We start from the raw sequence: 14,706 nt of genomic DNA, 5'->3' as shown, positions 1-14,706 counted from the left end.
TTAAACCTTGTCTTTGTCGGCCTCGGGGGTCACGTCCTTGGCCTCTTCCGCCTTGGCCGCTTCCAGCTCTTCCTTGCCCTCATTGATGCCCTTCTTGAAGCTGGTGATGCCCTTGCCGACCTCACCCATCAGGCTCGAGATTTTGCCCCGGCCAAACAGCACCAGCACCACAACGGCGATCAGCAGCAGGCCCGGAAGTCCGATATTTCCAATTCCCATTGGTCTCTCCCATGTCTCTGGCGACGCAGTGCCGCCTGTCGCGTCCTGTTCTATGGGCGTGCTGCGGCTGCGAAAAGGGCACGGAGGCCCGTGGCGATCACGAGACCGGGACTTTTTCAGAAAAATTCCGATAGCCCCCACTCAACTGACAGGTTAGTGTCAGTAGCGCCTTGCCATACCCACCCCATCGCAACCCGATGGAGATTGAAACCATGACCACAACCGCAGAAATCGTCACCTTCCGCCTCTTGCCGGGCTCCGACCCGCACGCCTTTGCCAAGGCCGCGGCAGATATGGAGCCGTTCCTGCAGGAAACCGGCGGCATGATCAGCCGCCACCTCAGCGTAGATGATGACGGCCTCTGGACCGACCACATCCTCTGGACCTCGCTGGAGGCGGCCAAGAGCGCAGCGGCACAGATCAGGCAACACCCTGCCGCCGAACCATTCGTCAAGATGATCGACGGGCCCAGCGCGAGCATGCGGCACGCCCAAGTCCATCTGCAACAGGAGTAACATGCGCCGCACCGACCGCCTCTTTGACATCATCCAGATCCTGCGCGACGGCAAACTGCATCGGGCGCAAGAGATCGCGGATGCCTGCGAGGTGTCGGTGCGCACCATCTACCGCGATATGGACACGCTAGTCGCCTCGGGCGTGCCAGTACAGGGCGAGCGCGGCGTCGGCTACATGATCACCGAGGCGATCAGCCTGCCCCCCCTCACCCTCACGACCGAAGAACTTGAGGCGCTCAACCTCGGCATGGCCATCGTGGCCGAGGCGGCGGATGACACGCTCAAATCCGCCGCCCGCACGCTGGCGGACAAGATCGACGCCATCCTGCCCGAACGCACGGTGGCAGAGGCCGACAAATGGAAATTCGCGGTCTACCCCTTTGCCGATGCTGTGCGCGGCTTTGCCCAGATGCCCACCCTGCGCGCCGCCATCCGGGCCAAGCAGAAGCTACAGCTCACCTACCATTCCAAAGGCGACCGGATCACCACTCGCACCATCCGCCCCCTGCACATGGAATACTGGGGCCGCGTCTGGACACTCACCTCATGGTGCGAGTTGCGCGACGATTTCCGCGTCTTCCGCGTCGACCTTATCCAAAGCGCCGAAGCCCTGCCCGAGATGTTCGTGGACGAGCCGGGCAAGCGTCTGTCGGACTACGATCCGAACCTTTGAGCTAGCGTAAGGAACCGCACGGTTCACAAAGCTGTCAGGCCGGGTGGCAGCCCGCCCAACCGCCTGCTAACCCTCAAGAAAACCCCCGAACCGAAAGGCCCGCCATGACCCCTGCCGCCCTCGTCGCCTTGTTTGTCGTTTTGATCGGGGCCAGCGTGCTCGCCGCCCCCCGCCGCGCCACGGTCGAGGGGTTCTATGCCGGCCACATCGCGGGACAGGCACCGGGCCTCTGGGTGCTGGTGCTGAGCCAGGTCACCACTTGGATCTTCGCCCGGTCGCTGATGAACGCCGCCATCCTCGGCTACTTCTACGGTATCGCGGGCACACTGGCTTACGCCGCCTACTACGGCAGTTTCCTCACCGGCGGCTTCATCGTCGCGCGCCTGCGTGCCCAAGGGGCCGGATCGGTGCAGGACTGGCTGTCGAACCACTTCGGCGCAACCGGCACCACGGCCTACAATCTCGTCATCGCCCTCCGCCTGTTGTCCGAGGTCTTCGCCAACCTCCTCGTCGTCGGCCTGATCGCCAGCGCGGTGATCGAGGGCAGCGGCACGGCCGCCATCCTCATCGTCGCCATCGTCGGCCTCGCCTATTCCGCCTGGGGCGGGCTCAGCGCCGCCCTGCGCACCGACGTCGTACAAATGCTGGTCTTCCTCGCCGTCTTCGGCGTGGCCTTCGTCTTCCTCATCCTCAGCCCCGGCTTTTCGCTCGGCGCCGTCCTCACAGCCCCCGGCACCTCGGGTGCATGGAACGGCTGGGTCCTGCTGGCGGTCGCAGCGCTCCAGGTCTTCTCCTACCCCGCCCACGATCCTGTGATGATGGACCGCGGCTTCATCGCGGACGAAGACACGACACGCCGCTCCTTCCTCCACGCCTTCTGGCTCTCGGTTCTCTGCATCATCGGCTTCGGCTTTTTCGGCATCCAGGCGAGCCTCATAGGCGCCGAATACGAAGGCGAGCTGATCACCACGTGGGCGGGCATGTTCCCAACATGGGTCTTCGCCCTTCTGATGCTGTCGCTTCTGGTCTCGGCCCTCTCAACGCTAGACTCCGCCCTCTCCTCGTCCGCCCGACTTGTGGTCGAAGAACTGTCGCTGGCACCCCGCACACTCATGGGCGGACGGGCCGTCATGCTGGTCTTCATGGTCCTCGGCACAGTGCTCACGCTCTGGGGCAACGCCACGCTCTTCGACGCCGTCGCTGTCAGTGGCACAGCGTCCATGTTCCTCGCCCCCGTCCTTATCGTCGGACTGGTCATGGGCCGCAGCATCCCCACATGGTCCTACCTCGCCGCCTTCGCCGCCGCCATACTGGGCGCACTCGCGTATTTCGGACGCAGCTGGCCCACCTTCTCCGCCATCCTCCCCGATGGGCACAAATACGAACAGCTCCTCATCATCTGCGTGTTCGTTCTTGTCGCAGGCTTTGCCGCAGTGCTTGCGGGCGCGCGCCGGGCCTGATACCTCCCGACTGTTTTGATCGGGAATGGGGATGCCGTGACAACGCCTCGGCTGGAAATTCGCAACCTTGTGCGCAGCTTTGGTGGGCGACGCGTGGTCGATGGCGTTAGCCTGTCGATCCTGCCGGGCCAGGTGACATGCCTGCTGGGGCCCTCAGGCTGCGGCAAGTCCACGACCCTGCGCATGATCGCCGGGGTCGAGATGCAGGACACCGGCGAAATCTACGTCGACGGCGCGCTTATCTGCGACACCCGTTTCCGCGTGCCCCCCGAACGGCGCGAAATCGGACTGATGTTCCAGGACTTCGCGCTCTTTCCGCACCTGAGTGTCGAGGGCAACATCGCCTACGGCCTCACCGGCTCCCGCGACGAAAAACGCGCCCGGGTCGAGGAAATGCTCGACCGCGTCCGCATGTCCCGCTTCATCGACATGTACCCCCACCAGCTCTCGGGCGGCGAACAGCAACGCATCGCGCTCGCCCGCGCCCTCGCCCCACGGCCCCGCATCATGCTGATGGATGAACCCTTCTCCGGCCTCGACAACCGCCTGCGCGACGGCATCCGCGACGAAACCCTCGCCATCCTCAAGGAAGAGGACACCGCCGTCCTGCTCGTCACCCACGAGCCCGAGGAAGCCATGCGCATGGCCGACGAAATCGCGCTCATGCGCGACGGCCAGATCGTGCAACAGGGCGCGCCCTACAACGTATACACAAGGCCCGTCGACCGCGCCTCCGTTGCCTTCTTCTCCGACGCCAACCGCTTCGGCGCTGTGGTCGATGGCGCACTCGCCGTCACCCCCTTCGGCCCCTTCCTCGCCCCCGGCGTGGCCGACGGCACGCTTGTGGACATCGTGTTCCGCCCCCAGCACGTCAAAATCGACTTCGACCGCGCAGGCGTCGGCCCCGCCCCCACAGCCACCGAGGGCACCGCCGCCCGCGCCCAAGTCTTGCGCGCGCGTTTCATGGGCAATGAAAGCCTCGTGGAATTCCGCCTCGACGACAGCGGTGCGGTGATCAAATGCACCGTACCGGGCGTCTTCCTGCCGCAGCCGCAAACCGTGATGTGGCTGCGCGTACGCCGCGACAAATGCTATGTGTTCCCCAGACAGGAGGTCGCAGAATGAGCGGACCGATGATCGTTGAATTTGGCCTCGGCACCTCGCTCCGCCGCGGCAGCTATACCGAGGCCGCGGCCCGCGCCGTGCGCGCCGCTCTCTGGCGCAACTCGATCAACCTCGCCGAATACATGGGCGTCGGCAAAGAGGACATGGTGATCGACGTCCATATCGGCTGCGCCCGCCCCGACCTCGTGGACACCTCGGTGCTGGCCGAGGTCTTTCCTTACGGAGAGACGTCTTTCACCGTGTCCGAAGGCGGCCTCGACGTCGCCCGCCCCGAAGGGACCGGCAACCCAACAGTGATGGCCCAAGCCGCGCTGATTGTCTCGGTGGAGGTGCCAAATGCCTGAACAACGGCTCATCATCGAAATGGCCCAAGGCGTGGACCTGCACGGGCGCGACGACACCAAGGCCGCGCGCCGCGCCGTCGAACAGGCGCTGCAAGGGGCGTCCCTGCCGATCTTCAACACGCTCGACGTAGATCGGAACACGATGCGCGTGGTTGTTCACGTCTCAACCCCACGGCCCGAGAACGTGGACACGGACGCCATCGCAGACCTGCTGCCCTACGGCACGGTAGAGGTCATCGCTGAAAAAGGCGGCCTAGACGTCCCAGTCGCGGGCGATGTAGCCCTCATGGCCGTGGCAGCCATCGAGGTTTTCCTACCGAAACGCACGGACTAAAGGGTCGGCGGGTGGGCGCCTTTTGCGCACAAGCGCAAAACAGAGCACCCGACCGACCTCACACAATCTCGAACGACGCCTCCACCCGGTCCACGCCGTTCACCTGCACGACCAGCCCATGCGGACCCGGATGCAGCTCAAAGGTCGTCGCATTGGCCTTCAGCTTGTGCACCTTCTTCAGCACCAGCGGCTTACCCGGCTTCACCTCCGCCACCTTCAGCTTGAACACCTTCTCCCCGCTCTTGCCGTTCGGGCGGGCAAAACGGATGCGGTAATCCACCAACACCGGCAACGCCACATCCGCCTCAAGGGTCACCGAAAACTCCAGCGCATCGCCTAAAGCGACGGTCGGCGTACCAATGTCCAAAGACACATCCACCGGCGCATCCCCGCGATAGCCAAGCATCGCCATCGCCCCCGGATGCCCATCCTTCACCAGCGTGCGCAAGGCATGGCGCTGCATCCACGTCCGCTCCTTCGCATCCTGCGAACCGTCTGCTTCCCAAGCCTCCAACCGGCCCAAAACGGCGTCCGGCTCCGTCTTCGCCACATCGTTCAGATGGTTCGCCACCGACCGCGTGACAAACCGCGTCCCGTCCGCCTGCAAAAGGTCCAGCAGGGGCAAGGTCTGGTCCAGCGTCAATTCCACCTTCCGTGCCCAGGGCAACTTGGGCCGCGTGCCCTCGCTCACCAGACGCCGCACGTGGTAGTTCTCATCCCCCGCCCACGCCTCCAGCCGGGCAAGTGTCTTCTCCGGCCACCGGTTTAAAAACGCGCGGATGTAGAACTCCATCGAAAACCGCTGCGTCGCCTCATAAAGCAGGTCCAGCGCCCGCTCCCGATGATCCTCCAGCCCATGGCGCACCGCCAGCACACCCGGAACCGCATGAATGAACCGCCCAAAATCATCATCGCGCAAAGACGGGTCCAAGCGGGGCGGCATCGCCGCCTCCAACTGATCCGCCATGGTCGGAAAGTCAGACGCCAGATGCGGCTCCAGACAATCGGCAAACCAATCCAGACATTCCATCAAAGACCGATCCGCAATCCCCGACAACGCCGCCGCGCGAAACGCCTCCCGGTCAAACCCCGACACACCTGCCGCAAACTCATCCGCCAGATCACCTAAACTCTCTGCATTAAAGAGCTGATCTTTTAACGAAAACGTCGGCTGCGCCTTGGCCATGCGGTCTATCCTTCACTTCAAAACGGGTTGCGTCAGCGCCCCGAATACACCCGGGAAACTGACAGAATTTGACAGCAATCGCAGACCGGGGCGCTCAGATACTCCACGGTGTGGCTGACAGCTTTTGCAAACAAAAGCAGTCGTTGCCACTGGCCGCGTGTGCCTGCGCAGTCGCGGCCTCCTAAATCGTGGCGACAGTCGCCCCGCCATCCAGCAGCAAGTTCTGCCCAACGATGAACCCGGCATGCTGCGAACACAGGAACGCACAGGCCGCGCCAAACTCTTCCCGCGTCCCATAGCGCCCCGCCGGAATCGTGGCCGCGCGTTCTGCCCGCGCCTCCTCCAGCGTGATCCCCTTGGCCTTCATCACACCACCATCGAGCGCATCAGCCCGGTCAGTGGCATGAATGCCCGGCAACAGGTTGTTGATCGTCACCCCTTTGTTCGCCACCTGACGCGACGTGCCCGCCACATAGCCCGTCAGCCCCGCACGTGCCGAATTGGACAGGCCCAGCACCGGAATGGGCGCCTTCACCGATTGCGAGGTGATGTTGACCACCCGGCCCCAGCCGCGATCCATCATGCCGGGCACCAGCGCCTTGATCAGCGCAATGGGGGCAAGCATGTTTGCATCAAGGGCCGCAATAAAATCGTCCCGGTCCCAGTCATGCCACATGCCCGGAGGCGGCCCGCCCGCATTGTTAACGAGGATGTCCGCGTCACCTGCGGCCTCGATCAACGCAGCCTGCCCCTCGGCCGTCGTCACATCAGCTGCCACGGTCGCAACCTCAACCCCATGGGCCGCGCGAATGGCCTCGGCCGATGCTTCCAGCGCATCCGACCCGCGCGCATTCATCACCAGATGCACACCCGCCGCAGCCAACGCCTCCGCACAACCCAGGCCCAATCCCTTGGACGACGCACACACAACCGCCCGCTTGCCAGCAATTCCCAGATCCATGATCACTCTCCCAGTCTCGTCTGATCCCAACAGGTAACGGCCCGCTCACCAATGCGCCAGCAAAACGCCGAACCGTTGACCGACCCCCGCCACAATTCTACGTTAAAAGACATAGACGTAACACCGAGCCTCCACATGACCGACACCGCCCTCACGCCTGCGCAAAGCATGCCCGTCTATCGCGGCGGCGGCTTTGTGGTGAGCCAGGGTGCGAATCTCGGCGACGCGCTGGCACCCGCCGGCGAATTGATGCTCGACGACGTCTATACCCTGTCGCCGCATACCCACCTCACACGTCTGGCCCTGCATGCAGGCGACGCCACACACATGGTCGTGGCAGGCGGCAGCGAATGCGGCATGCCGGGAGCGGCCATCCACCTCGACTGCGCGCTGACACTGATGTCGCCGGATGGGCATATCACCGACGCCATCGTGCTGGTCGAAGTGGATGCCGACGGCCATATCGCCGACATCTACTTGCTGCCGCTCGCGGCACTCGCCCCACGCACACCCTACAACCTCGTAGGCATCGACCGGGAGGAGGCGCGCACCAAATTCGCCCACCTCGCCTGCGCCCGGTTCACCCGCGGCACCCATATCACGATGGCCTCCGGAGCCCAGAAACCGATCGAAGAGCTGGACGTCGGCGACCGGGTCCTCACCCGCAATGACGGCGTACAAGAGGTGCGCTGGGTCGGCCAGTCCACCGTGCGGGCGACGGGTGACTTCGCCCCCATCCGCATCCGGGCGGGCACGCTCAACAACGACCGCGACCTGATCGTCTCACCCGACCACCGGCTCTTCATCTACCAGCGCAAGGACCGGCTGGGGGCCGGACGCTCCGAACTGCTGGTCAAGGCGCGGCACCTCGTGAACGGCGACAGCGTAACGGTCCAGGACGGCGGCTTTGTCGATTATTTCGAACTGCTCTTTGACACCCACCAGATCATCTATGCCGAGGGGATCGCCGCGGAATCCCTGCTGATCGACACCCGCACCGCACCGGTCGTCCCGATCGAGATGTCGGCCCGTCTCACGGCGCATATGGACGGGGGGCTGTCTGGGCTCGACGTGACCGAAACACTTCTCGACCGGCCCGATGCGGCCGAACTGCTCAAGCGTGCATCCACCCGCTGAAATCGCGGCACGGTTGACGCAGATCAACCCGTTCTGACGGGCGTTGCTCCATACCGGATTTAACGATCTGGAACGGAGACTTCGATGACCAAACTGACCTCGATCCTGGTGGCAACCGACCTGTCCACGCGCTCGGACCGGGCCGTGCGCCGGGCGGCCCATATCGCGCGCGCGCATGGCGCCGCGCTGACGGTGCTGACGGTGATGGACGACGCCATGCCGGCCGAGGTCATTGATACGCTCCACGCCAAAACACGCGCCGCCCTCGACCGGTTCGTGAGCTCTGTCTGCGTGGGGGTGAATGTCACGGTCCGGGCCGAACCCGGCGACCCAACCACCGACATCCTGCACGCGTGTACTGCGGATGTGGACCTGCTGGTCATGGGCACGCACCGCGTCCGCCCCTTCCTCGACCTCTTGCGCGAGACGACGATGCAGCGCATCGTCCGGCACACCTCGACACCTGTGCTGCTGGTCACAGACCGGGCCGACCACCACTATGAAAACGTAGTTTCTGCTTGCGACTTCTCACCGGCCAGCAGCGCGGCCTTGCGCATGGCCCATTCCATCGCGCCAGAGGCCAAGCTGCACCCCGTCCACGCGCTCAACGTGCCCTATGCCGGGCGGCTGTCGCGCACCCAGGCGGCAGGCGACGCAATCGAAGCATCCTTCCGCAAGGAAGCCGAAGCCTCGGCCCGAAGCTGGCTCGCCTCCGAAACGCTGCCCACATCGCACATGAGCGACATCCAAATCCTGCCCGGTGCGCCCATGCCCATCCTGCGCAGCAAGGTGGAACTGGGCGATGTCGACCTGCTTGCCGTGGGCGCCCACGGGCGGGTCGGATCGGCCCGCAGCCTGCTTGGATCGCTGGCCACGGACCTCATGCTCGATCCGCCCTGCGACGTGCTGATCGCGCGGCCCTGATCACGGCCCGTAGAAAAACTCCTCACGGGTGATCTTGCCATCCGCAACGTGATAGACGGCCACCTCGTTCATATCGGTGACCTCGCCGGTTTCCTTGTTCTTGGCCTTCACGGCAAAGGTCACGGCAAAGCGGTCGTCGCCATGCGGGAACGGATCGGACACGTCCGCCTCGATCACCTCAAAGGTGCCGTCCCACCAGGCGTGTTTGCCCCGGATCCCATCAAGGCCATGGGTCTCGCGCCCCTGCCCCATATCCATGGCCTCGACGGACACCACATCAGCGGCATAAAGCTTTTCAAGGTTTTCGGTCTCGCGACCCTCGCGGCAACCTGCAACCAGTTCCTTGGCGACATCGTTCAGTGACATGGGGTGTCCTTTCCGTTGGTGACAGGATACACCCTACGCCTACCCACTGTCAGTTTTTGGCAGTACCGTCAGGTAATCCCCATTTCCGCGTTCTGCTCTTTCAGCCGACGGTTCAAATCGTTCATCTCCAACTGCATCCGCGGCATCGGATCATCTCCGATATACGCGCTGATCTGGCCGCCCATCAGCGCAGACCAATAGATGCGCAAAACATCATTCATCCGTTGCGAATAATTTGGACCCAGCTTGCGAAACCACTTCACCATGTCGGCATCCAGCCGAATGGTCACCCGCGTCTTGTGCGGTGCCACACCATCAAAACTGTCAAGTCCGTTCCAGGCCATCGGGATCGAGTCCTCGATATGCGTGCGACGCATCGCGTCCTGATGACGGTCCAGGGTCACTTGCAGATCAAGCTGCGCCTTATTCTTTGGTCCCCACATTGCTACACCTCATGCGTTGGGTCGTGTCGGTCACGCGCAAGACTGTCACCAAATCCTTAATGCATCCTGAGCCATGCGTGCGCTCCCGGTGCACAGGGGGTGTACGCATGGTGCACAGGGGGTGACACCCCGGTGTTGCCCCCTTTGACGCCCCCCGATATACGGCGCTCATGCTAGACAATCGCCCCGCATTGCCCCCCGAAATCGCCCGCCGCCGCACCTTCGCGATCATCTCGCACCCCGACGCGGGCAAGACGACCCTGACCGAGAAATTCCTTCTGTTTGGCGGCGCCATCCAGATGGCCGGACAGGTGCGGGCCAAGGGCGAGGCACGGCGCACCCGTTCTGACTTCATGGCGATGGAAAAAGACCGCGGCATCTCGGTCTCCGCCTCCGCCATGTCCTTCGATTTCACAAGTAAAACCAACACGTTCCGGTTCAATCTTGTGGATACGCCCGGCCACTCCGACTTCTCCGAAGACACCTATCGCACGCTCACCGCAGTGGACGCCGCGATCATGGTCATCGACGGGGCCAAGGGGGTTGAGAGCCAGACCCAAAAGCTGTTCGAGGTCTGCCGCCTGCGCGACCTGCCGATCCTGACGTTTTGCAACAAGATGGACCGCGAAAGCCGCGACGTCTTTGAGATCATTGACGAAATTCAGGAAAACCTGGCCATCGACGTGACGCCTGCGTCATGGCCCATCGGCATGGGCCGCGACTTCATCGGCTGCTACGACATCCTACGCGACCGGCTGGAGCTGATGGACCGCGCCGACCGCAACAAGGTCGCGGAAAGCATTGAAATCAATGGCTTGGACGATCCCAAGCTCGCTGACCACGTGCCCGAAGCACAACTGAACCAACTCCGCGAAGAGCTGGAAATGGCGCGCGAGCTGCTGCCCCCGCTGGACCCTGAGGCGATGCTCCAGGGCACGCTCACTCCCATATGGTTCGGCTCCGCCATCAACTCCTTCGGCGTCAAGGAACTGATGGATGGCATCGCGAACTACGGCCCCGAACCGCAGGTGCAATCCGCGGAGCCCCGCCAGATTTCGCCCGAAGAATCAAAGGTTTCCGGCTTTGTCTTCAAAGTGCAGGCCAACATGGACCCCAAGCACCGCGACCGCGTAGCTTTCCTCCGCATGGCGTCGGGCCACTTCAAACGAGGCATGAAACTGACCCATGTCCGGTCCAAAAAACCCATGGCGATCTCGAACCCGGTCATGTTCCTCGCCTCCGACCGTGAGCTTGCGGAAGAAGCATGGGCCGGCGATATCATCGGCATCCCGAACCACGGCCAACTGCGCATCGGCGACACGTTAACCGAAGGTGAAGCTTTGCGTGTTACGGGTATTCCCAGCTTTGCGCCTGAACTCTTGCAAGGCGTCCGTGCCGGTGATCCGCTCAAGGCGAAACATCTGGAAAAGGCGCTGATGCAATTTGCAGAGGAAGGCGCTGCCAAGGTTTTCAAACCGTCCATCGGCTCGGGCTTTATCGTCGGCGTCGTGGGCGCGCTGCAATTCGAGGTGCTCGCCAGCCGGATCGAGTTGGAATACGGACTGCCCGTGCGGTTCGAACAATCTCAATTCACCTCTGCCCGCTGGGTGAGCGGTGACAAACAAGCCGTTGATAAATTTACAGAAAGTAACAAGCAGCACATCAGTCACGACCACGATGGCGACATCGTCTACCTCACCCGCCTGCAATGGGACATCGACCGCGTGGCGCGGGATTACCCCGACATTACGCTCAGTGCCACAAAGGAAATGATGGTCTAGGCGGATGGGCGCAGACGAAAGCTCAATCTATCCTGGCGACTATGTCTCGCTCATGAGGTTCCTGGAAAGGCGGCAGCGTCCCTTTGAAAATGCCGCTGATCTTTTGCCGCCTCTGACCTCTGATCTGACACCACTCTGGGACCGCACCGTACCAGCCGCAACGCTGAAATACTCGGATACGCCTCGCTACGACATTCGACGCAAGCATCTGGAATTGCAGAAAGAATTCGAAGGTGCGCCGCAAATTCTTCACCTTCACGCGCTGCTCATCGCAATATCACGGCGCAATAAACCACCCCCCGCCGCCATGCCTCTGTTCTTCCGCATATGGCGCGAGGAAGGCAGAAAACTCGCTGATACGCTAAGTGTCAGGTGGCTGATCTCTGCAACCACCACTTTCGCGGATTGCGGCGAAACCGGGGATCAACGCGCACTTGGCATGGGGCTGTCAACCCTGTTTGATCTGATCAAATTGCACGACAGCGAACGCAGGTGCACTGGCAAGCCAGGGCATGAAAAGATGAAATTCGTCCGCCACAAACACCGCCCGCCTCTCGGCCTCGACATGCCGCCCTATTCCATCGAAAAGGGCGACCTCGACAAGGTTCTGTTGGCCCGCCTGTGGCAACTCGCGGAACGCGAAAGGACGATGCGGCCCCTCGCCATGCGCATGCTCCGCATGCTGATGAACGACCGCGCAACCGTCTTCGCGCGTATGCAAGCATACAAGGCAATTGAATGAACTGGGGACTGTCCGCAACCATCCTGGCACCTGCAGCCGACATTCTGCGCTTTGCGGCCTATCACATCGAGCTGGGTGCGCATCGGCTCTATATCTACCTCGATGATGACAACCCGGCTGCCTTCAACCCACTGAAAGATCATCCTAAAGTGCGCGTTCAGACCTGCGATGCAGCACATTGGAAAAAGCTGGGCGGACGTCGGCCCGTCAAGCATCAGGCCCGGCAAACCATGAATGCCACGCATGCTTACCACCGACGGGCGGAGGTTGATTGGCTCATTCACATGGATGCCGACGAATTCACATGGATGCCGACGAGTTCCTTGTGTCGGACCTGACAGTCGGGCAGTCCCTGGCCGCTCTGGACCGTGGCCAAACACTGGCCCGGGTCAGGCCGATGGAGTTGCTGGGTGGATCAGACACCGCCTTCAAGACGTTTCTTCCAGCAGGGCCAAACCGCGCAAAAACGGTCCGCGCCATCTACCCCACATTCGGTGATTACCTTACGGGCGGCTTTCTCAGTCACGTGGCCGGAAAACTCTTTGTCCGCACGAGCCTGCCCGATGTCCAGATCCGGATTCACAACGCCTTTCAAAACGACCAGATCATCCCCAACGCAGTCGAATTGCCGGACATCGCGCTTGCGCATTGTCATGCAACATCATGGACCGCATGGCGCGCTGCGTACGACTACAGGCTCAGCAAGGGCTCTTACCGCGCCGAGTTGAAACCGGCCAAGAAGCCCGAAAACGGGGGCATGACCTTGCATGACCTCTTTCACTATCTCGAAGCCAACGACGGAGAGAGCGGCCTGCGCGCCTTTTACGACGAAGTGATCGGCGATAGCCCGGACATGCGCGCACGGCTTCAAGCACACGGGGCGCTGCGCGAGGTTGACCTGAACCTCGACGCCCTGTTGGCAAAACACTTCCCCGACGCGCCCGTTTGACGGAACGCGGCACCTTTGCTATGCACGCGCAGCATGTCGGGGCACGGTGCCTCCACTTGGGCCAATCGGGCCGACATCACCAGACGCAGCGGGCCAAGTCAGTGTCCGCAACCTACGGACATACATGACAAAATTCTCTGATCTGAACCTGAACACAAAGGTCCTGAAAGCCATCGCAGAAGCCGGGTATGAAAACCCGACGCCCATTCAGGCAGGCGCGATTCCCGCCGCCCTCGAAGGGCGCGACGTCTTGGGCATCGCCCAAACTGGTACAGGCAAAACCGCCAGCTTCACCCTGCCTCTCATCACCGCGCTTGCACGTGGCCGCGCTCGCGCGCGCATGCCGCGCAGCCTTGTGCTGTGTCCCACGCGCGAACTGGCAGCACAGGTGGCCGAGAACTTCGACACCTACGCCAAGTATGTGAAGCTGTCCAAGGCGCTGCTGATCGGCGGCGTCAGCTTCAAGGAACAGGACATCCTGATCGACAAGGGCGTCGACGTTCTGATTGCCACCCCCGGCCGCCTGCTTGACCATTTCGAGCGTGGCAAGCTGATCCTGAACGACGTAAAGGTCATGGTCGTGGACGAAGCCGACCGGATGCTCGACATGGGCTTCATCCCCGACATCGAACGCATCTTCGGCCTGACGCCGTTCACCCGCCAAACCCTGTTCTTCTCCGCCACCATGGCGCCCGAGATCGAGCGGATCACAAACACTTTCCTGTCGAACCCCGAACGCATCGAAGTGGCCCGCCAAGCCACCGCATCCGAGACGATTGAACAGGGTGTGGTCATGTTCAAAGGCTCGCGCAAGGACCGCGAGGCATCGGAAAAGCGCAAAGTGCTGCGCGGCCTGATCGACGCCGAGGGCGAGAAGCTGACCAACGGGATCATCTTCTGCAACCGCAAGACGGATGTAGATATCGTAGCCAAGTCTTTGAAAAAATACAAATATGACGCGGCCCCGATCCACGGCGATCTCGACCAGTCACAACGGACCCGCACGCTCGAAGGGTTCCGCAATGGTGAGCTGCGTATCCTGGTGGCCTCTGACGTGGCCGCTCGCGGGCTTGATGTGCCGTCGGTCAGTCACGTGTTCAACTTCGACGTCCCCGGCCACCCCGAGGACTACGTGCACCGTATTGGCCGGACGGGCCGCGCAGGTCGTGAGGGCAAGGCGATCACCATCTGCGTGCCGCGCGATGAAAAGCAGTTCGATGCCGTCGAAAAGCTGATCCAGAAGGAAATCCCGCGCCTCGACAACCCGGTGAAATCGTCGAAACCGGCAGACGAGAAAGAAGACAAACCGAAGTCCACACGCAGCCGGTCCTCTTCGAAAACCGAAGAGACGGTAGAAACCACAGCGACCAGCGAAGAGACGAAGCCATCCCGCAGCCGCTCCTCTTCCAGCCGCAGCCGTTCGTCGTCGTCACGCGATGATCGCAGCACGAACAAGGTCGTGGGCTTGGGCGATCACACCCCCAGCTTCATCGGCCTGAGCTTCGAAGAGCGCATGGCCAGCTAACGGGCGCCACGCAATTGTAAGG

18 protein-coding genes are annotated in these 14,706 nt (G+C 62.4%); 13 read left to right on the top strand and 5 right to left on the bottom strand.

The genetic code is table 11. The features are described 5' to 3' along the window. Positions 1-219 (bottom strand): twin-arginine translocase TatA/TatE family subunit, encoded by a 219-nt coding sequence (locus RA29_RS12340; RefSeq protein ID WP_039686391.1) that lies wholly within the window; start codon positions 217-219, stop codon positions 1-3. Between the two features lie 212 nt (positions 220-431). Here RA29_RS12340 and RA29_RS12335 point away from each other — a divergent pair, with 212 nt between their 5' ends. The 6 genes from RA29_RS12335 to RA29_RS12310 all read left to right on the top strand — a co-directional run bounded on the left by RA29_RS12335 (position 432) and on the right by RA29_RS12310 (position 4,670). Then, positions 432-734, top strand: a complete 303-nt coding sequence (locus RA29_RS12335; RefSeq protein ID WP_039687747.1) for a hypothetical protein — start codon at positions 432-434, stop codon at positions 732-734. A gap of 1 nt (position 735) precedes the next feature. Next, the gene (locus tag RA29_RS12330) at positions 736-1,407 is read left to right on the top strand and encodes a YafY family protein (RefSeq protein ID WP_039686389.1); all 672 of its coding nucleotides are present in this window, start codon (positions 736-738) and stop codon (positions 1,405-1,407) included. Positions 1,408-1,511: 104 nt separating this feature from the next. Then, a complete protein-coding gene (locus tag RA29_RS12325; protein ID WP_039686387.1) occupies positions 1,512-2,867 on the top strand; it encodes a sodium:proline symporter in 1,356 nt (451 codons plus the stop codon). Between the two features lie 36 nt (positions 2,868-2,903). Continuing rightward, entirely contained in the window at positions 2,904-3,992 is a 1,089-nt protein-coding gene (locus tag RA29_RS12320; RefSeq protein WP_082029559.1) for an ABC transporter ATP-binding protein, read from the top strand. After that, positions 3,989-4,336, top strand: coding sequence for a Lin0512 family protein (locus tag RA29_RS12315; RefSeq protein WP_039686384.1), 348 nt, complete (start codon positions 3,989-3,991; stop codon positions 4,334-4,336). Before RA29_RS12320 ends, RA29_RS12315 begins: the two co-directional genes overlap by 4 nt. Then, positions 4,329-4,670: a Lin0512 family protein gene (locus RA29_RS12310; protein WP_039686382.1), complete on the top strand. Its 342-nt coding sequence runs from the start codon at positions 4,329-4,331 to the stop codon at positions 4,668-4,670. Before RA29_RS12315 ends, RA29_RS12310 begins: the two co-directional genes overlap by 8 nt. 58 nt (positions 4,671-4,728) lie before the next feature. Here RA29_RS12310 and RA29_RS12305 read toward each other — a convergent pair whose 3' ends face one another. Continuing rightward, the gene (locus tag RA29_RS12305) at positions 4,729-5,856 is read right to left on the bottom strand and encodes a DNA alkylation repair protein (protein ID WP_039686380.1); all 1,128 of its coding nucleotides are present in this window, start codon (positions 5,854-5,856) and stop codon (positions 4,729-4,731) included. A gap of 181 nt (positions 5,857-6,037) precedes the next feature. Next, on the bottom strand, positions 6,038-6,817 hold the full coding sequence (locus RA29_RS12300; protein WP_039686378.1) for an SDR family oxidoreductase: 780 nt from the start codon (positions 6,815-6,817) through the stop codon (positions 6,038-6,040). A 135-nt stretch (positions 6,818-6,952) separates the two neighbouring features. Here RA29_RS12300 and RA29_RS12295 point away from each other — a divergent pair, with 135 nt between their 5' ends. Beyond that, positions 6,953-7,954, top strand: a complete 1,002-nt coding sequence (locus tag RA29_RS12295) for a Hint domain-containing protein (protein WP_039686376.1) — start codon at positions 6,953-6,955, stop codon at positions 7,952-7,954. A gap of 84 nt (positions 7,955-8,038) precedes the next feature. Next, positions 8,039-8,878, top strand: coding sequence for a universal stress protein (locus RA29_RS12290; protein WP_039686373.1), 840 nt, complete (start codon positions 8,039-8,041; stop codon positions 8,876-8,878). Here the strand turns inward: RA29_RS12290 and RA29_RS12285 are convergent, their stop codons facing one another. Together RA29_RS12285 and RA29_RS12280 are read right to left on the bottom strand one after the other, a co-directional pair. After that, positions 8,879-9,244, bottom strand: coding sequence for a SnoaL-like domain-containing protein (locus RA29_RS12285; protein WP_039686372.1), 366 nt, complete (start codon positions 9,242-9,244; stop codon positions 8,879-8,881). 68 nt (positions 9,245-9,312) lie between these two features. Beyond that, a complete protein-coding gene (locus RA29_RS12280) occupies positions 9,313-9,687 on the bottom strand; it encodes a BrnA antitoxin family protein (protein WP_039686369.1) in 375 nt (124 codons plus the stop codon). A gap of 170 nt (positions 9,688-9,857) precedes the next feature. On the opposite strand from RA29_RS12280, the gene RA29_RS12275 reads away from it, so the two are divergent. The 5 genes from RA29_RS12275 to RA29_RS12260 all read left to right on the top strand — a co-directional run bounded on the left by RA29_RS12275 (position 9,858) and on the right by RA29_RS12260 (position 14,684). Beyond that, a complete protein-coding gene (locus RA29_RS12275) occupies positions 9,858-11,468 on the top strand; it encodes a peptide chain release factor 3 (protein WP_039686367.1) in 1,611 nt (536 codons plus the stop codon). Between the two features lie 4 nt (positions 11,469-11,472). Continuing rightward, positions 11,473-12,210, top strand: coding sequence for a hypothetical protein (locus RA29_RS12270; protein ID WP_039686366.1), 738 nt, complete (start codon positions 11,473-11,475; stop codon positions 12,208-12,210). Continuing rightward, entirely contained in the window at positions 12,207-12,548 is a 342-nt protein-coding gene (locus RA29_RS23580; RefSeq protein ID WP_241462605.1) for a glycosyltransferase family 2 protein, read from the top strand. Before RA29_RS12270 ends, RA29_RS23580 begins: the two co-directional genes overlap by 4 nt. After that, on the top strand, positions 12,515-13,159 hold the full coding sequence (locus RA29_RS12265; protein WP_241462604.1) for a hypothetical protein: 645 nt from the start codon (positions 12,515-12,517) through the stop codon (positions 13,157-13,159). Before RA29_RS23580 ends, RA29_RS12265 begins: the two co-directional genes overlap by 34 nt. Positions 13,160-13,283: 124 nt before the next feature. Continuing rightward, positions 13,284-14,684 carry a DEAD/DEAH box helicase gene (locus tag RA29_RS12260; RefSeq protein WP_039686364.1) on the top strand — a complete coding sequence of 467 codons (1,401 nt, stop codon included), beginning with the start codon at positions 13,284-13,286 and terminating at the stop codon, positions 14,682-14,684. Positions 14,685-14,706 lie beyond the last annotated feature (22 nt).

Origin of the sequence: Tateyamaria sp. ANG-S1, from assembly GCF_000814025.1 — a bacterium.
Taxonomy (GTDB): domain Bacteria; phylum Pseudomonadota; class Alphaproteobacteria; order Rhodobacterales; family Rhodobacteraceae; genus Tateyamaria.
Note: the sequence above shows the minus strand (reverse complement) of the source record. Positions and strands in the feature narration are given on the sequence as shown.

Excerpts from the sequence above, each read along its gene's own strand:
- RA29_RS12260 (WP_039686364.1), top strand. The coding sequence starts at position 13,284 with ATGACAAAATTCTCTGATCTGAACCTGAACACAAAGGTCCTGAAAGCC.
- RA29_RS12340 (WP_039686391.1), bottom strand. The coding sequence starts at position 219 with ATGGGAATTGGAAATATCGGACTTCCGGGCCTGCTGCTGATCGCCGTT.
- RA29_RS12325 (WP_039686387.1), top strand. The coding sequence starts at position 1,512 with ATGACCCCTGCCGCCCTCGTCGCCTTGTTTGTCGTTTTGATCGGGGCC.
- RA29_RS23580 (WP_241462605.1), top strand. The coding sequence starts at position 12,207 with ATGAACTGGGGACTGTCCGCAACCATCCTGGCACCTGCAGCCGACATT.
- RA29_RS12295 (WP_039686376.1), top strand. The coding sequence starts at position 6,953 with ATGACCGACACCGCCCTCACGCCTGCGCAAAGCATGCCCGTCTATCGC.
- RA29_RS12285 (WP_039686372.1), bottom strand. The coding sequence starts at position 9,244 with ATGTCACTGAACGATGTCGCCAAGGAACTGGTTGCAGGTTGCCGCGAG.
- RA29_RS12330 (WP_039686389.1), top strand. The coding sequence starts at position 736 with ATGCGCCGCACCGACCGCCTCTTTGACATCATCCAGATCCTGCGCGAC.
- RA29_RS12335 (WP_039687747.1), top strand. The coding sequence starts at position 432 with ATGACCACAACCGCAGAAATCGTCACCTTCCGCCTCTTGCCGGGCTCC.
- RA29_RS12310 (WP_039686382.1), top strand. The coding sequence starts at position 4,329 with ATGCCTGAACAACGGCTCATCATCGAAATGGCCCAAGGCGTGGACCTG.
- RA29_RS12280 (WP_039686369.1), bottom strand. The coding sequence starts at position 9,687 with ATGTGGGGACCAAAGAATAAGGCGCAGCTTGATCTGCAAGTGACCCTG.
- RA29_RS12315 (WP_039686384.1), top strand. The coding sequence starts at position 3,989 with ATGAGCGGACCGATGATCGTTGAATTTGGCCTCGGCACCTCGCTCCGC.
- RA29_RS12275 (WP_039686367.1), top strand. The coding sequence starts at position 9,858 with ATGCTAGACAATCGCCCCGCATTGCCCCCCGAAATCGCCCGCCGCCGC.
- RA29_RS12305 (WP_039686380.1), bottom strand. The coding sequence starts at position 5,856 with ATGGCCAAGGCGCAGCCGACGTTTTCGTTAAAAGATCAGCTCTTTAAT.
- RA29_RS12265 (WP_241462604.1), top strand. The coding sequence starts at position 12,515 with ATGGATGCCGACGAGTTCCTTGTGTCGGACCTGACAGTCGGGCAGTCC.
- RA29_RS12290 (WP_039686373.1), top strand. The coding sequence starts at position 8,039 with ATGACCAAACTGACCTCGATCCTGGTGGCAACCGACCTGTCCACGCGC.
- RA29_RS12270 (WP_039686366.1), top strand. The coding sequence starts at position 11,473 with ATGGGCGCAGACGAAAGCTCAATCTATCCTGGCGACTATGTCTCGCTC.
- RA29_RS12300 (WP_039686378.1), bottom strand. The coding sequence starts at position 6,817 with ATGGATCTGGGAATTGCTGGCAAGCGGGCGGTTGTGTGTGCGTCGTCC.